This window comes from Nostoc sp. (genome assembly GCF_036918245.1).
Classification (GTDB): Bacteria; Cyanobacteriota; Cyanobacteriia; order Cyanobacteriales; family Nostocaceae; genus Nostoc.
In genome coordinates this window covers 32,786-48,968 of sequence record NZ_JBALEF010000036.1, presented here as the reverse complement: position 1 = coordinate 48,968, position 16,183 = coordinate 32,786, and the positions used below count along the sequence as shown (strand labels likewise).

The window sequence follows — 16,183 nt, the reverse complement described above, 5'->3', positions numbered from 1 at the left end:
GTATAATTTAAGCATAGATTAAGAATTACTAGAAAGACATAGATAGTTTCTGCCTTTAGCAGGAAAATTGGCTAATTTTCCGGAAATTCCCGCCCAGTTTACCCGTGTATGAATTGGTAATAATGTTAAGATGACTACTGATTCTCAGTTTTACGACCGTTCTCCTTTGCAACTTTCTCAAGATTTGTCAGATGGAATGGCCAAGCATACCAATGAATCAACGGGTCTTATGGATATGGTGAAGCGCGATCGCTTCGAGTTATTGAGTGCTTATCTCGATGGTGAAGTCACAGCCACCGAACGCAAGCAAGTAGAAGAATGGCTGGCAAATGATGCCTCAGTTCAATGTTTGTATGCCCGATTGTTAAAGCTGCGCCAAGGCTTGCGGACGCTCCCAGTGCCAGCAGCCCAACAGTCGCCAGAAGAAACAGTTCAACAAGTTTTGACACGTTTGCGCTGCCGCTCCCGTTCAAACTGGATGGTGGGAGCGGCGGCCGTTGCCGCTTGCGCGATCGGTGCAGTATCTAGCTTAGTAGGTGGTGGTTCGATGGTGCCGCAACTGGCACAACGACCACAAAGAGAACCTATACAAACGTCCTCAGCGTCTATAGTTCCCCCTTCGCCGCTGATGGTGGGACTAAATAACCCGGTAATTGAAATTCCGAAAGCAGCAGTAGCCTCTCCAGAAAATTCAATTTATCAGGTACAGCCGCAACGACATGACCCGAAACAGGACATAAACTAATCGCAAAGTTAACAGTTTACAGATCATAACTGTACTTTGGGGTTAAACCACAGCCGCTCCACCAGCCCCCAGGTTGGAGGAAGCCTCCTAATTGATCAACTTTCTCTAAAGTCATTAAATAAACCCAAGCCCAACCCAGAGAGAGCCACTGTGGCTCATAAACCTCGATAATTTGTCGATTATAGAGGTTTTCTGGCGTTTGTCTATTGGGCTGGTAATCTTCCAGCACATCTAGCTCATTTAAAATCTTTGGGTTGGAAAAAGAGAGTAAATATCCGTAAACTTGGCTATCCCCTAGCGTCATCGCTGGGTAGCCCATTGGCAGAGCAAATAATTTGCCTTGTACAAGAGCTATTTTGACATCAACTACTTTGCCACTACAGTATCTTTTATAGTTAGCTTCACCTGGTTTGAGCGTGCCGTAGACAAAAACCCTCACCAAATCAGAAAACTTTATATTTGATTCAACCATTTAAACCTTCATCAAATAACTCTTGTGATATCTGAAAGGGTCGCAGTTTGAGCATAATCAGGCTGCTCCTCAAGCGCACTGATATATATATAAATCTATGAGTAGTTGACCTACAATATTTAGATTAACCTGCTATGTTGACATAGGTGGTTGACATAGTAAATAGACTTAGACCCAGTAGGAGAATTTTTGGTGGATTCCCGATATAACCCAGCAGCAATTGAGGAAAAATGGCAAAAAACATGGGTAGAACTTGGCTTAGATAAGACACCGACAGTTAGCAACAAGCCAAAATTCTACGCTCTTTCCATGTTCCCTTATCCATCAGGTAGCCTACACATGGGTCACGTCCGTAATTATACGATTACTGATGTGATTGCCCGCCTCAAGCGAATGCAAGGGTATCGGGTAATACACCCAATGGGTTGGGATGCCTTTGGCTTGCCAGCAGAAAACGCTGCCATTGACCGTGGTGTAGCACCAGCAAAGTGGACTTATCAGAATATGGCTCAGATGCGGCAACAATTGCAGCGTCTTGGTTTATCCATTGATTGGGAATGCGAACTTGCTACCTGTTCACCAGATTATTACAAGTGGACACAATGGATTTTCTTGCAGTTTTTGCAAGCAGGGTTAGCTTATCAAAAAGAAGCAGCAGTAAACTGGGATCCTATCGATCAAACTGTACTAGCAAATGAGCAAGTTGATAATGAAGGACGTTCTTGGCGGAGTGGGGCAATAGTTGAGCGCAAATTATTACGCCAGTGGTTTTTCAAGATTACCGACTATGCCGAAGAATTACTCAATGACTTGCATCAATTGACAGGTTGGCCGGAACGCGTCAAATCGATGCAGGCAAACTGGATTGGCAAATCTACAGGCGCTTACTTAGAATTTCCCATCATTGGGATAGATGAAAAAATCGGAGTGTACACCACACGCCCAGATACAGTTTATGGTGTCAGCTACCTAGTGTTAGCACCAGAACATCCCTTAACAAAGCGCGTCACTACAAAAGAACAACAAGCGGCGGTAGAAGCCTTTATTAAAGAAGTCTCCCATCAAAGTGAGTTGGAACGGACCTCTGAAGATAAACCGAAGCGGGGTATCCCCACAGGTGGTAAGGCAATTAACCCATTTACAGGGGAAGAAGTGCCGATTTGGATTGCTGACTATGTACTGTATGAGTATGGTACTGGAGCAGTTATGGGTGTACCAGCACACGATATCCGGGATTTTAAGTTTGCCAAAAATTACGATTTGCCAGTTGATTTTGTCATCGTTTCCCCAGATGATGTTGAAGGTTTTGACTTAACGCCAACATCAGAGATTGATGAAGTCACACAACTCATTCAAATTGAATACAACCAGGCATACACTGAACCAGGAATTTTAATTAATTCTGGGGCTTTTACTGGTATGACTTCCACAGATGCTAAACAAGCAATAATTCAATACGCTGAACAACAAGGTTTTGGTAAAGTGCGGGTGCAATATCGCTTGCGGGATTGGTTGATTTCGCGGCAGCGTTACTGGGGCGCACCGATACCTGTAATTCACTGTCCCAACTGTGGGATAGTTCCTGTACCTGCCAAAGATTTACCCGTACAGTTACCGGAAGAGGTGGAATTTACTGGACGTGGCGGTTCACCTTTGACTCAGTTGTCAAGCTGGGTAAATGTACCTTGTCCGACTTGTGGCACTCTGGCAAAGCGTGAAACTGACACGATGGATACTTTTATTGATTCCTCGTGGTATTTTTTGCGCTTCCCTGACGCTAAGAATGAACAACAGGTTTTCGATTCTGGTAAAATCAATGACTGGATGCCAGTCGATCAGTATGTGGGTGGGATTGAACACGCGATTTTACATTTGTTGTATTCGCGCTTCTTTACTAAGGTTCTGCGGGACAGAGGCTTGTTAAATTTTGATGAACCTTTCCAACGCTTGTTAACTCAAGGTATGGTGCAGGGTTTAACTTACCTAAATCCTAATAAGGGTGGTAAAGATAAATGGATTCCTTCTAATCTGGTAAATTCAGCTGATCCGCGTGACCCCCAGACAGGTGAACCGTTGCAACGTCTCTATGCCACCATGTCTAAATCAAAGGGCAACGGTGTAGCGCCAGAAGATGTAATTTCCAAATACGGTGTAGATACAGCGCGGATGTTTATCTTGTTCAAAGCGCCGCCAGAAAAAGATTTGGAATGGGATGAAGCCGATGTGGAAGGACAATTCCGCTTTTTAAATCGGGTTTGGCGTTTGGTGACAGATTATATTGCGGCTGGGGTATCCCGTAAAAAAGCTCAACTCTCTGATTTAACTAAAGCAGAAAAGGAGTTGCGGCGGGCAATTCATACGGCTATTCAAGCGGTGACAGAAGACGTAGAAAACGAATATCAATTCAACACAGCTATTTCAGAATTGATGAAATTGAGTAATGCCTTAACTGATGCTGACGGCAAAAGTTCATCAATTTACGCAGAAGGTATTCGGACTTTGGTGGTTTTACTAGCACCATTTGCACCACATATTGCTGATGAATTGTGGCATTTATTGGGTGAAAGTGATTCAGTTCACACTCAAACTTGGCCATCATTTGACCCGGCTGCTTTGGTAGCTGATGAAATCACTTTAGTGATTCAAGTTATGGGTAAAACTCGCGGCTCAATTCAAGTACCAGCACAAGCAGATAAAGCCGCGTTGGAGAAATATGCCCGTGAATCAGAAATTGCCCAGCGTTACATCGAAGGTAAAGAGATTAAAAAGGTAATTGTAGTGCCTGGAAAGTTGGTGAATTTTGTAGTTACCTAAGTACAGCTTTGCATAAAATTGTGGCGAATTGAGGGTTTAAATTTAAACGCAGATGCGCTTCGCCTTTTTGCAGGGTAGGGGCGCAGATAATTCGCTACGAATTAATGAAATGTTGTATTTAGAATCGATAAAATTGTAAATGTAGCCTGACAAAACATCAGAGGATTTACATCTGTGACACTCAAAGAGTTAAAACAACAACTTCTTACTCTCACTTCCGATGAAAAATTGCAGGCTATATATTTACTTGCTCAAAGTCTTGGTAACAATTGGCAAGGAATTGAAAAAACTCCTAGAGTCTGTGGTGGAGAGCCTCGCATCGCTAAAACTCGTATTACCGTTTGGGTACTTGTGGAAGCTCGTCATCTTGGATATAGTGATGCTGACCTTTTGACGAGCTATCCAACCATTACAGTTACAGATTTAGCTAATGCTTGGGTATATGCAGAAGCTCATCTCAATGAAATCGAATTGGCAATTGAGCGTAATGAAGTTGCCTAATCGATGGCACGATTTTATGCAGATGAGCAGTTTCTATTTCCAATTGTGGAATTCTTACGGGCTTTGGGACATGATGTTTTGACAGTTCAAGAAGCAGAAAATGCAGACCAAGGTATAGCTGATGAGGAAGTGCTAGCATTTGCCATAAGTCAAGAACGCTCAATATTAACTATCAACAGAGTTGATTTTATCCGTTCGGGTCGTCGTGATTCTAACCACTTCGGTATTATTGTTTGCACGAACAATCGTAATTGATAACATTTGCAGCACGGATAGATGAGATTGTGGCAGCAGAAGAACCGTTGCAAGGAAAACTAATTCGTGTGGTACGTCCAGTCACTTAAAAAAGTTTTGGTGGAACGCGCAAATGCTAAAGTCGTCAAGTATATGTTGCAACAACTTTTTTATCAGTAGTTGACCTCTCTGGTGTATGTGTATTTAAAAACATCTATCTGATCGTCCAGAGAGTTGGACTGTTTTATTTATACACAAAAAAGCGCTTGAGAGTTTTGCTCACCCAAGCGCTTTTCCGTAAAAGCTTATACCAACTCACTCGTTTGATGCAACATTTGAAATCTGCAACACTCCCTGAGGAGGAAGTATTACGAGGATAACTTGTAACAAACATGTGGTGAAATGGTATCACTCCTTGCACTAACTAAGAATATCTCTTTTGCAAGAAGACCGGGGATCTAGTGAGTGACAGTTTATGAACTGAACACTAGTTAAAAACGACTCACCGTGAATAGTAACTAAGGAGACTAAGCACGATTGTAGCAATTTTGTAAGTATAGTATAAAAACTTATAGTTTATTAGCGCCCGCCGTCGGCATCCCCTAGCACTAAGTGCAGTATCTAAAAGTGCAGCAATTAGTAGCATAGATATCTCAACTTCTGCATTAAATTAGTCGCTATCAAATAATCCAGAAAAGGCTTGGATATTGCTATCGAAGCGATTTTGACTCAAATAAATCATAGATGAAGGTATTTTTTAGAGAATGGCAACCCAAGAACAAATCTTTGACCCAAATAGATTGAAAAGTTTGGGTTGGGTATCTTCTATCTCTTAGCAAACGGTGACATCCAAGTCTTCCGTATAGTGTAGGGGGTTACTTCTTTCGTGGAAGCAAAACACAACTTTTTCACCGACAATTACCGCGATATTCAAAACGATTTTGCGTTTTTCTATAAAAACAACTGAGGTGGATTATGGGTAGATTTAAGAATTTATTGTACCTATGCTTCATCTACATAGATGTTTCATCCTTGGCTAAAATAGCCGTTCGCCTACGAGCAGACACCTTAACCTGGCGTCTAGGTGTGTGGTAAGATTGCCTGGAACAAAGGTTTGATCTGAGTTGGAGTCTGGTATAAATTGCAAAGGTCAAGCTGACCGATCATTAACTCCCACGATACTTTTCCTATGAATTTGGAAAATATACAACAAGGCTGGTGACGATCTGAGTAGAATTTGTAGATGAATATCTAGGATTTACTATCAGACTTAACCAACTTCCCACAATTTTGACTTTTATTTGACTTTTAGGATAGACACATGAACGATAAGCTGATGCTGATGATTCCAGGCCCTACACCGGTGCCAGAAACTGCCTTACTGGCATTAGCCAAGCATCCGATTGGGCACCGTACTAGTGAATTTAGCAACATATTGGCAGAGGTGACAGAAAACCTCAAGTGGCTGCACCAAACTCAAAGTGATGTGCTGATGCTGAATGTCAGTGGTACGGGTGCTGTAGAAGCGGGAATAATTAATTTTCTCTCTCCAGGCGATCGCATTTTAGTTGGCTCTAATGGTAAATTTGGCGAACGCTGGGTAGAAGTTGGTCAAGCCTACGGTTTGAATGTAGAAGAAGTTAAGGTGGAATGGGGAAAACCCTTAGACCCCGCAGTATTTGCCGAAAAACTCCAAGCAGATACTCAAAAGCAAATTAAAGCTGTAATCATTACCCACAGTGAAACCTCGACGGGTGTGTTGAATGACCTAGAAACCATCAACCGCCACGTTAAAGAACACGGTGAAGCTTTAATTATCGTTGATGCCGTCACGAGCTTGGGTGCGTTCAATCTACCTGTGGATGCTTGGGGTTTGGATATAGTCGCCTCTGGTTCCCAAAAAGGTTATATGATTCCACCAGGATTGGGTTTTGTTTCTGTCAGTCCCAAAGCTTGGGAAGCTTATAAAACTGCGAAGCTACCGAAATATTATTTGGACTTAGGCAAATATCGTAAAGCCACAGCCAAAAATACAACTCCATTTACTCCGCCTGTGAACTTGATCGTAGCGTTACACACCACGTTACGAATCATGAAAGAAGAAGGCTTAGAATCAATATTTGCTCGACATGAACGGCTCAAAAATGCTACCCGCGCCGCCATTAAAGGGTTAAATTTACCCCTGCTTGCAGCAGATAATTCCGCTAGTCCGGCGATTACAGCTGTAGCACCACAAGGAATTGAACCGGATAAAATTCGGTCATTGATGAAAAAACGCTTTGATATTGCCCTCGCTGGTGGTCAAGATCATTTGAGCAATAAAATTTTCCGTATTGGTCATTTGGGTTTTGTGAGCGATCGCGATATTCTTAGCTGTATAGCATCCTTAGAAGTTACCCTAACAGAACTTGGCTACGAAGATTTCACCCCTGGTTCTGGTATAGCAGCAGCAGTTAAAGTGTTTAGTCAGTCCTGAGTAATAAATCAAAACAGCGAGTTAAATTATCAACTCGCTCTTTTAATTTATATATACAGTAAAAACCGTCAGTCAAGAGAGCTATATATCAATCTTTGCATCAGGTAGAGTTGATGTGACATACCTCAATCTTCCTAAATGACACCAAGTTGCCCTAGATAGTATTATTTGCTTTGAAGAAAGTCGTACTATATCTTTGACACCAAACAAGACTAACTTTGGCAACTTAGTATCATACAAAATTGGCATCAACTTAGTATCATACAAAATTGGCATCAATAGTATTCTTTGAGATTCTGCTAATATGCATTTGGTAGAAACTTTTAAACCAAAGTCTAAAAACTACAATCCAAAATTGGTATAATCTACGCCGTCTCTAGCCAATCATAAATTTGTTCTAATTGCTCTAGAGTAATTAACCCATATTGCCAAAGAATCATTGCCAAAGGGCCTGGGTCTTGCTCCCGATGCCGAAGCGCCACCGCTAGTGATGCTGTAGAAATTGCCAAATCTTCTTGCAAAAAATTAATCAGTCGAGAATATTTTGATGGTGACATCTGTATCTCACCTCCTTGTGCAGAATGTATTGTCATATATCAGTTCATCATTACTTGGTAGACAGTAGCCAGTATTTCATCTGTCACTGTGCCGTTATCGGCCATACACCCCAGCACAGTTTTTGTTAATCTGCCTTCAACAGAGGCTTCCCATAGAAGGTCTGAGAAATAAAAATTCTCATACAAATCATCTGCTAGCTTATTAAGCAGTATTTTTACTTAATTAAATTGGCTTCATCTTATTTACCTTTGTCTTTTATTTAATTACACAGGTAGTAATAAAGATTCCATAGCCTATACTCTCTTATTGGCGACTATTTACACTTGCGCCCAAGGGAATATTTTTGAGACCAAACCTGAAGACTGCGATTTCAGGTTTGAGACAGTAGAATTTTACATTATTACCACAGTTTTTAAATAGTAGCGTTACAAGTGCTGTTTGACCACATAAAGTGACATTTTTTACAGAAACAACATATATTTCGACCGTATAGGCTCTCAACCGAGTAATTACCCAAGTTTTTATCCCCGCAAAGCACCGGAGTTTCAAAACTCTATTTTGAGAATATCGCCCACTTTCAACTTCAATTCGGCAGCTCTTCCAGAACGAAGTTCAATCACCTTATCAATTGGTGTATTTGGGCCATAGGTAGGACAAGGCTCACTTGCACAAGGAGGTGCAGCAACTTGAATATATTTAACTATACCTTTATGTAGAAATACCATGTCCAGGGGTACAGGTACATTCTTCATCCAGAAACTAACTGGTTGTGCTGAAGGGAACCCAAATAGCATCCCCCGGTCATCTGGCAAAGCTGGTCGATACATCAACCCCATCGCTTGCTGTTGTGGCGTCTGCGCTACCTCTAATTGAATCGTTGTACCATTAGGCACAATAGCTTTAGCAGAAATTGGTAGTTTTTGACCTAAACTCTCTGGTGCTGAAGTTTCAGAACCAGAGATGAGGCTGGGAGATTTAGCTGTTGTTGGCACAGAACAACCCATCAGAAAAATACTCAGCACTATCGAGAGCAAACTTAGCCGACGAGTCATATAGCTTTTTAATTTTGTTAATTTAGACTTCAATTTTACAGTGTTGTAGGCAGAAAAACCCCTTGGGTGGGAGGTAGCAACACCAAAAGAAAGCATTCCCATCTGAAACTGGGAATGAGGCAAGGAGATAGGCAAACTCCCGCTACAGTATACTAGGATTCTCTTAAAACGTACCCTACGCCTCGCACTGTTTGAATGAGGCGCTTTTGACCTTCATCTTCGATTTTTAACCGCAAGTAACGGATGTACACTTCAATCACATTCGATTCACCCAGAAAGTCGTAACCCCAAACATTTTCTAGAATTTGTTCACGGGTTAACACTTCACGGGGATGTTCCATTAAGAATTTTAATAGTTCAAATTCCTTCATTGTCAGGTCAATTGGTCGCCCGTTATGTATGGCACGGCGAGTTGCTATGTCTAAAATTAAATCCCCAAAGCGTAATTGCTCCGTGGTATCCACATCGGGTTTTAAGTAGAGGCGAATCAACTTCAAAAAGTCTTCAGAGCGGTAAGGTTTGAGGATGTAATCATCCGCTCCAGCTTCTATACAAGCTACACGATCATCAACTGTATCCCTTGCCATTAAAATCAATACAGGCGATCGCATACCAGTGCTTCTCATATTTTTGCACAATGAGAGTCCTGATTCTCCTGCTAGCATCCGGTCTAAAACAATTAAAGCAGGCTGGCGATCGCGACAATGTTGTAAACCACTCGTTGCATCATGAGCCAAAATTGATTCATAACCGGCTTCTTGCAAATCGCAAGAAAGCTGATTTGCTAGGCTCTCATCGGTTTCAATCACCAAAACACAAGGACTTTGAGCAACTGTCATAACAATTTGGGATATTGGATTCGGGATTGTAAAGATATTCCAGAGAAAATCTTTACATCAGTTATAAAGTGCAATTACGAGCTTTTAGTGATGTAGCAATCCTGATTTGACGCGCTGCTAAGGATGTTTTAGCACGTTCAGGTGTCAGCTATCGAATTCTCCGATGCAATCTTAATAACTAACTCCAAATTCCATCTCCATACCAGTAATTTTGGAAGGAAATCAGCAAATGGGGCATGGGGCATAGGGCATGGAGAATAGGTTGATGAGGGCGATGAGGGAAAAGAATTAATAACCAATGCCCAATGCCCAATGCCCAATGCTTACGGCAATTCTACCGAAGTTGGTTTAGCTATATGTGGCAAACCCCAACCTAATTTTTCTCGCAAAATTCGGAAAAATTCAGGCGGTTGTAGGCGAATAAATCTGGCACTATATTGCGATCGCTCCATATATACTCGATCTTCTGGTAAGATATAGCACCCTCCATTCCCATCTACTACCATTACCAGCCGAGGGATATTGACTGGGTAGATATTCACCGATTCAGTATCTGGAAATACCAATGCTCTAGAAGCTAAGGAATGGGGACAAATGGGTACTAGCTGTAAAGCAGGTACGCCAGGAGTCACCACTGGCCCACCAGCACTCAACGAGTAAGCTGTAGAACCAGTAGGCGTAGAAACAATTACACCATCCGCCGCAATATCTACTGGCGCATGACGCCCTATGGCAATTTCAAAATGGCACATAGAGGTCAAAGGTTCCCGGTGCAGCACCATTTCATTCAAGCACAGAGCTTCCCACAGCACTGAATCTCGCCGAAACACTTTAACGGTGAGCATGGCTCGTTCTTCAATTTCATACTTACCCGCCATCGCCTGTTCTAGTGCTTGGGGCAATTGATTCAGGAAAGTTTCTGTCAAAAATCCCATGTGGCCGGTATTCACTGTTAGCAGTGGAATACCACAGGGTGCTACTTGACGAGACGCTGCTAAAACAGTGCCGTCTCCCCCTAATACCACTGCAAACTCCATATCTGAGTCAAAACCAGGGGGTGTCAGACCGTCAATGGGGGTGTGGCACACAGGACTCTCCGGGTTAGGGTAGCCCAGTATACCACCAATACTGGATGTGATACATACATTCCAACCGGCTGCGGTTAGCTTGTCTTTCAACTCAATAGCGACACGGCCCGCTATCGGTTTAACGTCATTGTAGATAATGCCTGCTTTCGGCACACTCAAATATCCAATTTTAGGCGATGCTCTGTATTATGTAATCGTTACACATTTTTGGTCATGTAGTCATTAATCTAGAGTCAAATATCCAGAGTCTAGAGTTTTACGACTCATGTCTGTTTTGTAATGACTATTGACTGTTGGCTTTTGAAGATTGTTTAAAAGGAGTTTTTTTAGGTTTCTGCTTTTTATTTTTATTTTTTTGGTAGTCAACCTCTTTGAGTTTCTTCATTATTCGGCTGAAGTACTCTTGTAGATAGCTTTCTAGGGTTGTGGTTTGTTGCGGATCTAAACCAAACACTGTGTATACTTCATCCATTGAAGCATTTAACTGTTTACCACTAGCCAATACTTCTGTAAATGCCAGTCTGTCTGCTACGTTCCATCCCCACTGAAAGAATCGCATAATACCCCGCACAGCACGCAGTAAGTTTATTGGCATCCGCGTTACTCTGGCATCTTTTCCAGATAAGCGTTCGCACAGGTTGATAATTTCTTCTGCACTCCATGCACGAGTACCGACTACAGGAAAAGCTTGGTTTTCCGTTTCTGGTACACTCAATGCTCGGATTGCAAACTTAGCAATGTCCTGAGTGTCCATATAGGCGATGGGAGAAGAATTACCTGTTACCCAAACTGGCTGTCCTTCCAAAATGGGAATCCCATACTGACCGATTAAACCTTGCATAAACCCAGCTAGCCGCAAGATAGTATAATTCAAGCCTGACTCAGCCAAGAATAGTTCTGTACACCGCTTAATTTCCATTAGCGGCACTTCTGGGTATTTATCAGCATCTAAAATTGAAAAGAAGATAAAACGCTCGACACCTGCTGCTTTTGCTGCTTGAATCAATGCTACTTTGCCTTCCCAGTCCACTTGTTTGATACTCAGTGAATCTGTAGGGCGAGATGTTGAGGCATCAATAACTTGGGTTACACCTTCTAATGCTTCCGTTAGGGTATCGGGGTAACGTAAATTTCCGGGGACAAGTTCTGCACCCCATTCTTTAAGAAAAGCTGCTTTTTTACTGCTGCGGACAAGACAGCGTACTTTATATCCATCATCGATAGCACGACGAGCCACTTGTCTTCCTAAGGTGCCAGTGGCACCGACGATTAATAATGTCATGAGGGTTGTAATAAATTTTAATGTTTTATGAAAAGAATGTTATCAGAATAACCTATGCAAACAAAAGTTTACATCTTTTCTCAGAAAATCAATTTATTTGGATAGACTCATGAAAAAATAGCTGTCCGGTTAACGGACAAGCTTTTTTCTCATTTCGATGAAAAAGGGAGTGGGGAATAGGGAGAATAATAACTTTTAACTCCTAACTCAGCACTCAGCACTTAATTATTCTTCTGTGCCCTGAATTTTCAGTAACAACGCGCCTAAGCCCCAGCCCACGAAGATTAAACCGAAAGACAATAGAGCTGCATTCAAAAGTTCGCCGCCCATTAGTATGATTCTCCTTATGCAAAGTGGTGTGTAAACTAGGTCTACTAGAAGCTTTTCAATAGTTGCTAGGATTAGACCTGTGTAAATAATTTTAAACTAGTTTAGCAGGTAATCCCTACTGGCTTGGGGGGCAATCCCTACTGTTGGGAGAAGAGAGATCGCTAGATTCAGAAAATTTAATGCTAATAATTATGAAGAGATTTTATGTATCAAAATAATCAAGGTAGTTTAATAAGTTTTGTAAAAGAAAATTGTCCGCGTTTGGCGCTGACGCTGGGAGATCCGGCGGGGATTGGGCCGGAGGTGATTTTGAAAGCTTTAGCTGATCCAGAAATTCGTAAAAAATATGACGTTACAGTAGTGGGTAACGGAGATTTGCTCGCACAGATTTATCACAAACTGAATTTAACTGAGAATTTAGTAGCTTTGGCAAGTCCAGATGAGTTGTCAGTCAGCGATGTGCAGTTGGATGGAAAAATTAAAGATCAAATTATTTCAGGAATAGGTAATGCAGCTAGTGGTGCGGCTAGTTTTGCATATATGGAATATGCGATCACTCAAACACTGGCTGGTAAATTTGATGCTATTGTCACAGGGCCGATCGCTAAATCTGCTTGGAAAGCCGCAGGCTATAATTATCCAGGGCAAACGGAACTTTTGGCACAAAAATCAGGTGTTGACCGTTTTGGGATGTTATTCGTAGCGCGATCGCCTCATACTGGTTGGACACTCCGCGCAATACTAGCAACCACACATATTCCCCTACGTCAAGTAGCCGATGTGTTGACACCGCAGTTGTTGACACAAAAACTGGATTTGCTGGTGGAGTGCTTGGAGAAAGATTTTGGTATATATAGAGGGAGAATTGCGATCGCCGGGTTAAATCCTCACAGTGGCGAACAGGGACAACTTGGACATGAAGAACAAGATTGGTTAATTCCCTGGTTAGAGCAAGAGCGGCAAAACCGACCACAATTGCAACTAGATGGGCCAATACCGCCAGATACAATGTGGGTTAAACCTGGTCAAGCTTGGTATGGAAATTCTTTAGTAGAAAATCCTGCTGATGGCTACTTGGCACTTTACCACGACCAAGGCTTAATTCCTGTGAAGCTGATGGCATTTGATCGGGCAGTTAATACTTCTATTGGTCTTCCTTTCGTTCGGACTTCACCAGATCACGGAACAGCATTTGATATTGCGGGTAAGGGAATTGCTGATGCTACGAGTATGAAAGCAGCTATACATTTAGCGGCTGAGTTGGTTAGTCAAAGATTGGCTAAGAAAAATAATGAATAGTCTTTAAGTGTAGCTTTGCTTAAAATCGTCAAGACACGACCAAATCAGTTCTGAATATGGTTAAGTTAAGCATTTCTTTCTTCTTTCAGTGTTGTTGCACCTCTGTGATAGCTTTAAAAACTAGTATTCTCGTCGGGCGCTTCAAACTTGTAACCATAGCCTCGCACAGTTTTAATAAACTCCGGTATGCTGGGATCGACTTCCATCTTTTTGCGAAGCTGACCAATATGCACATCAACCACCCGGCCATCTCCTACGTAGTCGCAACCCCAAATTTGTTGGATTAGCTGTGGACGACTCCAAGCCTGATTAGGATGACTTGCCAAAAAATGTAAGATATTAAATTCCAGCGCTGTTAAGGCAAGAGTTTTATCGTTAAGTGTTACCTCCCGGCCCTCTGGATTAATTACTAGCTGCTTGAAAACGATACGTTGTGTTGGGGAGGGATTGATGTAGCGTATCCGCCTCAAAAGAGCTTCTACTCTAACTTCAACTTCTGCAAGACTAAATGGCTTAGTCATGAAATCATCAGCACCTGCGCTTAAGATTTTAATTTTATCAGCCTCGTCAGTCCTACTAGTTAGTATCAGTACTAAAACATTAGTACGACTCTGCATTTCTTGGCAAAGGCTATAACCAGTAACATCCGGCAAATTCCAATCCAGAATTACTAAAGCTGGGTTGAATTGTTCAAACAACGATAAGGCAGTCCTACCATCTGCTGCCGACTCTATTTGATATTTCCGACTTAAAAAACGATAGACGAGATTTCGGACGCCGAAGTCGTCATCAACGATCATAATTTTGGGAGTAGTAGCAGTAACCATAACCATAATGCTGTCTATTGTAGATTGGGCGATTTGCTGTTGCACCAGTTTTACTTTACGTGTTTCTATTGAGAGTTTATTTAGGCGCGTCTTTGCTGAGTACTATCGCTACTGTAGTACTTGTGTACATTTAATTTCCATGAAGCTTATAACAACCTCAGCCATTCTCATGCCGATAAAATTTATAATTATCGCATGATTTTTGCATAATTTGAAATTTGTATTGTATAATATCAAGCTTTTACATTTTGGATAAGTGTAATTAAAACCCATTTCCGTATCCGCAAATAGTCAAAAGACACATCCAGAAGCGACGGCAATTGCTACAACTTTAAAAGAGTAACGCACTCCCTGATTAATTAGGTCTCTAAAAAGGCTCACAAACTAACTTATCAGCCAATCTAGATTCTCAACTCCTACTTACTCGACTGTACTATAACCAATAGGTTTCTTCTCTTGAAGAAGGTCTACGAAAATCTACCCTGGTGCATTTACATATAGCTGCCCTCTTAAGCATATACTATACTACAAGTTTCAGCCTGAGACTATGACAAGCCAAGGACCCAAAGCATCCCCAGAAGGTATATAGGGCAGCAAAACCAGCTTTAACAGACAAAAGCAACAGCAAAAAGAATTGCTCTAGCAATATGTATGATGTCAATAAATTGCTGGTAGCTTGCCTCAATAGTGCTGCTGACAGCAGAATTTAGAATTGGCTACGCCCCGCTGCGCTAACAGAAGTAAAACACCCTTTATATCTGGTTAACAGATTTAGCTTGTGTACCTTACAAACTTATAATCTGCTGTATATAACTCTACAAGCGTCGCAGGAGATTGAGGAGACATTATTAGCGATGCCTGCGGCGGGCTACGCCTACGCTGATATTAAAAAGGTATCAATTACTATATTTATCGCTAAATATTCTTCATTTTAAACTAATGTTTTTCTCGATTTATGAGGAATTTAGTAAAATTAAAAATATCTAAATGACTAAAATATCAAAAATCTCAACTTTAAATATATTGAATTAGATTTCAAAAGAAATATGGTTATACTCTCAAATGGCGTTATTTACAATGGATTAATTGGTAGAATTTCTGGAAACTACTCAGTCTATCTGAGGAGAGAGTTTGAGGATATTCATACCAGAGAAAGATCAATTAAATATCTTCAGTTCGCTAAATTGCTATTATTATCGTCAGTAATGAAAAATTATGGTTAATAATTTAGTCGGCGGCATCATTCCCCCACAACCACCAATAGAAGCACAAACTGATGCTCATGTCCTAAAGACTCGTCTGGAATGGGGTGAACCAGCTTTTACAATCTTGGATGTGCGCGATCGCCCGACCTACAACGAAGGTCACATTATGGGAGCAATGCCAATGCCCGCAGATGAATTGGTAGAGCGTGCAGTAGCTTCTTTAGATAAGAGCCGTGACATTTACCTTTACGGTGCCAACGAACAAGAAACTGCCCAAGCCGTACAACAACTGCGCTCTAATGGATTTGAGCATGTCTCCCAACTTAAAGGTGGTCTTGGCGCATGGAAGACGATCGGTGGCCCAACAGAAGGGATTGTTGAATCAAAAACTGCCGCAGGTGCAGATGAGTACAATGTTGTAGATCGGCTAAAAAATCACCAAGAAAATCAGCCAAAGGGAG

General features: G+C 41.7%; 14 protein-coding genes and 1 pseudogene. 7 read left to right on the top strand and 8 right to left on the bottom strand.

Annotated features, from left to right (window positions below; genetic code table 11):
• The first annotated feature begins 130 nt into the window (after positions 1–130).
• On the top strand, positions 131–745 hold the full coding sequence (locus tag V7L12_RS07790) for an anti-sigma factor family protein (RefSeq protein WP_335083595.1): 615 nt from the start codon (positions 131–133) through the stop codon (positions 743–745).
• 16 nt (positions 746–761) lie between these two features.
• Here V7L12_RS07790 and V7L12_RS07785 read toward each other — a convergent pair whose 3' ends face one another.
• Positions 762–1,217, bottom strand: coding sequence for a gamma-glutamylcyclotransferase family protein (locus tag V7L12_RS07785; protein ID WP_335083593.1), 456 nt, complete (start codon positions 1,215–1,217; stop codon positions 762–764).
• 192 nt (positions 1,218–1,409) lie between these two features.
• Between V7L12_RS07785 and leuS the strand changes: the two genes are divergently transcribed.
• The 4 genes from leuS (at position 1,410) to V7L12_RS07765 (ending at position 7,242) form a co-directional block, all read left to right on the top strand.
• Positions 1,410–4,031 carry a leucine--tRNA ligase gene (gene leuS, locus V7L12_RS07780; protein ID WP_335083591.1) on the top strand — a complete coding sequence of 874 codons (2,622 nt, stop codon included), beginning with the start codon at positions 1,410–1,412 and terminating at the stop codon, positions 4,029–4,031.
• Positions 4,032–4,205: 174 nt separating this feature from the next.
• Positions 4,206–4,532 (top strand): DUF433 domain-containing protein, encoded by a 327-nt coding sequence (locus tag V7L12_RS07775; protein ID WP_335083589.1) that lies wholly within the window; start codon positions 4,206–4,208, stop codon positions 4,530–4,532.
• Between the two features lie 3 nt (positions 4,533–4,535).
• Entirely contained in the window at positions 4,536–4,787 is a 252-nt protein-coding gene (locus tag V7L12_RS07770; RefSeq protein WP_335083587.1) for a DUF5615 family PIN-like protein, read from the top strand.
• A 1,300-nt stretch (positions 4,788–6,087) separates the two neighbouring features.
• The gene (locus tag V7L12_RS07765) at positions 6,088–7,242 is read left to right on the top strand and encodes a pyridoxal-phosphate-dependent aminotransferase family protein (protein ID WP_335083585.1); all 1,155 of its coding nucleotides are present in this window, start codon (positions 6,088–6,090) and stop codon (positions 7,240–7,242) included.
• Positions 7,243–7,607: 365 nt separating this feature from the next.
• Here the strand turns inward: V7L12_RS07765 and V7L12_RS07760 are convergent, their stop codons facing one another.
• From V7L12_RS07760 to petM, 6 genes are all read right to left on the bottom strand, one after another.
• Positions 7,608–7,835: a DUF2949 domain-containing protein gene (locus tag V7L12_RS07760; protein ID WP_292719964.1), complete on the bottom strand. Its 228-nt coding sequence runs from the start codon at positions 7,833–7,835 to the stop codon at positions 7,608–7,610.
• A gap of 510 nt (positions 7,836–8,345) precedes the next feature.
• The gene (locus V7L12_RS07755) at positions 8,346–8,852 is read right to left on the bottom strand and encodes a DUF192 domain-containing protein (RefSeq protein WP_335083583.1); all 507 of its coding nucleotides are present in this window, start codon (positions 8,850–8,852) and stop codon (positions 8,346–8,348) included.
• 152 nt (positions 8,853–9,004) lie between these two features.
• Entirely contained in the window at positions 9,005–9,691 is a 687-nt protein-coding gene (gene nblR, locus V7L12_RS07750; protein WP_334818820.1) for a response regulator transcription factor NblR, read from the bottom strand.
• Between the two features lie 323 nt (positions 9,692–10,014).
• A complete protein-coding gene (locus V7L12_RS07745; protein ID WP_335083581.1) occupies positions 10,015–10,932 on the bottom strand; it encodes an NAD(+) kinase in 918 nt (305 codons plus the stop codon).
• A 130-nt stretch (positions 10,933–11,062) separates the two neighbouring features.
• Positions 11,063–12,061 (bottom strand): SDR family oxidoreductase, encoded by a 999-nt coding sequence (locus tag V7L12_RS07740; RefSeq protein WP_335083579.1) that lies wholly within the window; start codon positions 12,059–12,061, stop codon positions 11,063–11,065.
• Positions 12,062–12,286: 225 nt separating this feature from the next.
• Complete coding sequence (gene petM, locus V7L12_RS07735) at positions 12,287–12,391, bottom strand: cytochrome b6-f complex subunit PetM (RefSeq protein ID WP_118167852.1); 105 nt, start codon at positions 12,389–12,391, stop codon at positions 12,287–12,289.
• Between the two features lie 204 nt (positions 12,392–12,595).
• Here petM and pdxA point away from each other — a divergent pair, with 204 nt between their 5' ends.
• Entirely contained in the window at positions 12,596–13,690 is a 1,095-nt protein-coding gene (pdxA, locus tag V7L12_RS07730; RefSeq protein WP_335083577.1) for a 4-hydroxythreonine-4-phosphate dehydrogenase PdxA, read from the top strand.
• Positions 13,691–13,803: 113 nt separating this feature from the next.
• Here pdxA and V7L12_RS07725 read toward each other — a convergent pair whose 3' ends face one another.
• A complete protein-coding gene (locus V7L12_RS07725; RefSeq protein ID WP_334818851.1) occupies positions 13,804–14,523 on the bottom strand; it encodes a response regulator transcription factor in 720 nt (239 codons plus the stop codon).
• Positions 14,524–15,732: 1,209 nt separating this feature from the next.
• Here V7L12_RS07725 and V7L12_RS07720 point away from each other — a divergent pair.
• Positions 15,733–16,179 (top strand): annotated as a pseudogene (locus tag V7L12_RS07720) (rhodanese-like domain-containing protein); the annotation flags it as partial.
• Between the last annotated feature and the right edge of the window lie 4 nt (positions 16,180–16,183).

Coding starts and splice junctions, on each gene's coding strand:
- pdxA (WP_335083577.1), top strand. CDS start 12,596: ATGTATCAAAATAATCAAGGTAGTTTAATAAGTTTTGTAAAAGAAAAT.
- V7L12_RS07790 (WP_335083595.1), top strand. CDS start 131: ATGACTACTGATTCTCAGTTTTACGACCGTTCTCCTTTGCAACTTTCT.
- V7L12_RS07725 (WP_334818851.1), bottom strand. CDS start 14,523: ATGGTTATGGTTACTGCTACTACTCCCAAAATTATGATCGTTGATGAC.
- petM (WP_118167852.1), bottom strand. CDS start 12,391: ATGGGCGGCGAACTTTTGAATGCAGCTCTATTGTCTTTCGGTTTAATC.
- V7L12_RS07740 (WP_335083579.1), bottom strand. CDS start 12,061: ATGACATTATTAATCGTCGGTGCCACTGGCACCTTAGGAAGACAAGTG.
- V7L12_RS07770 (WP_335083587.1), top strand. CDS start 4,536: ATGGCACGATTTTATGCAGATGAGCAGTTTCTATTTCCAATTGTGGAA.
- V7L12_RS07755 (WP_335083583.1), bottom strand. CDS start 8,852: ATGACTCGTCGGCTAAGTTTGCTCTCGATAGTGCTGAGTATTTTTCTG.
- V7L12_RS07785 (WP_335083593.1), bottom strand. CDS start 1,217: ATGGTTGAATCAAATATAAAGTTTTCTGATTTGGTGAGGGTTTTTGTC.
- nblR (WP_334818820.1), bottom strand. CDS start 9,691: ATGACAGTTGCTCAAAGTCCTTGTGTTTTGGTGATTGAAACCGATGAG.
- V7L12_RS07760 (WP_292719964.1), bottom strand. CDS start 7,835: ATGACAATACATTCTGCACAAGGAGGTGAGATACAGATGTCACCATCA.
- V7L12_RS07765 (WP_335083585.1), top strand. CDS start 6,088: ATGAACGATAAGCTGATGCTGATGATTCCAGGCCCTACACCGGTGCCA.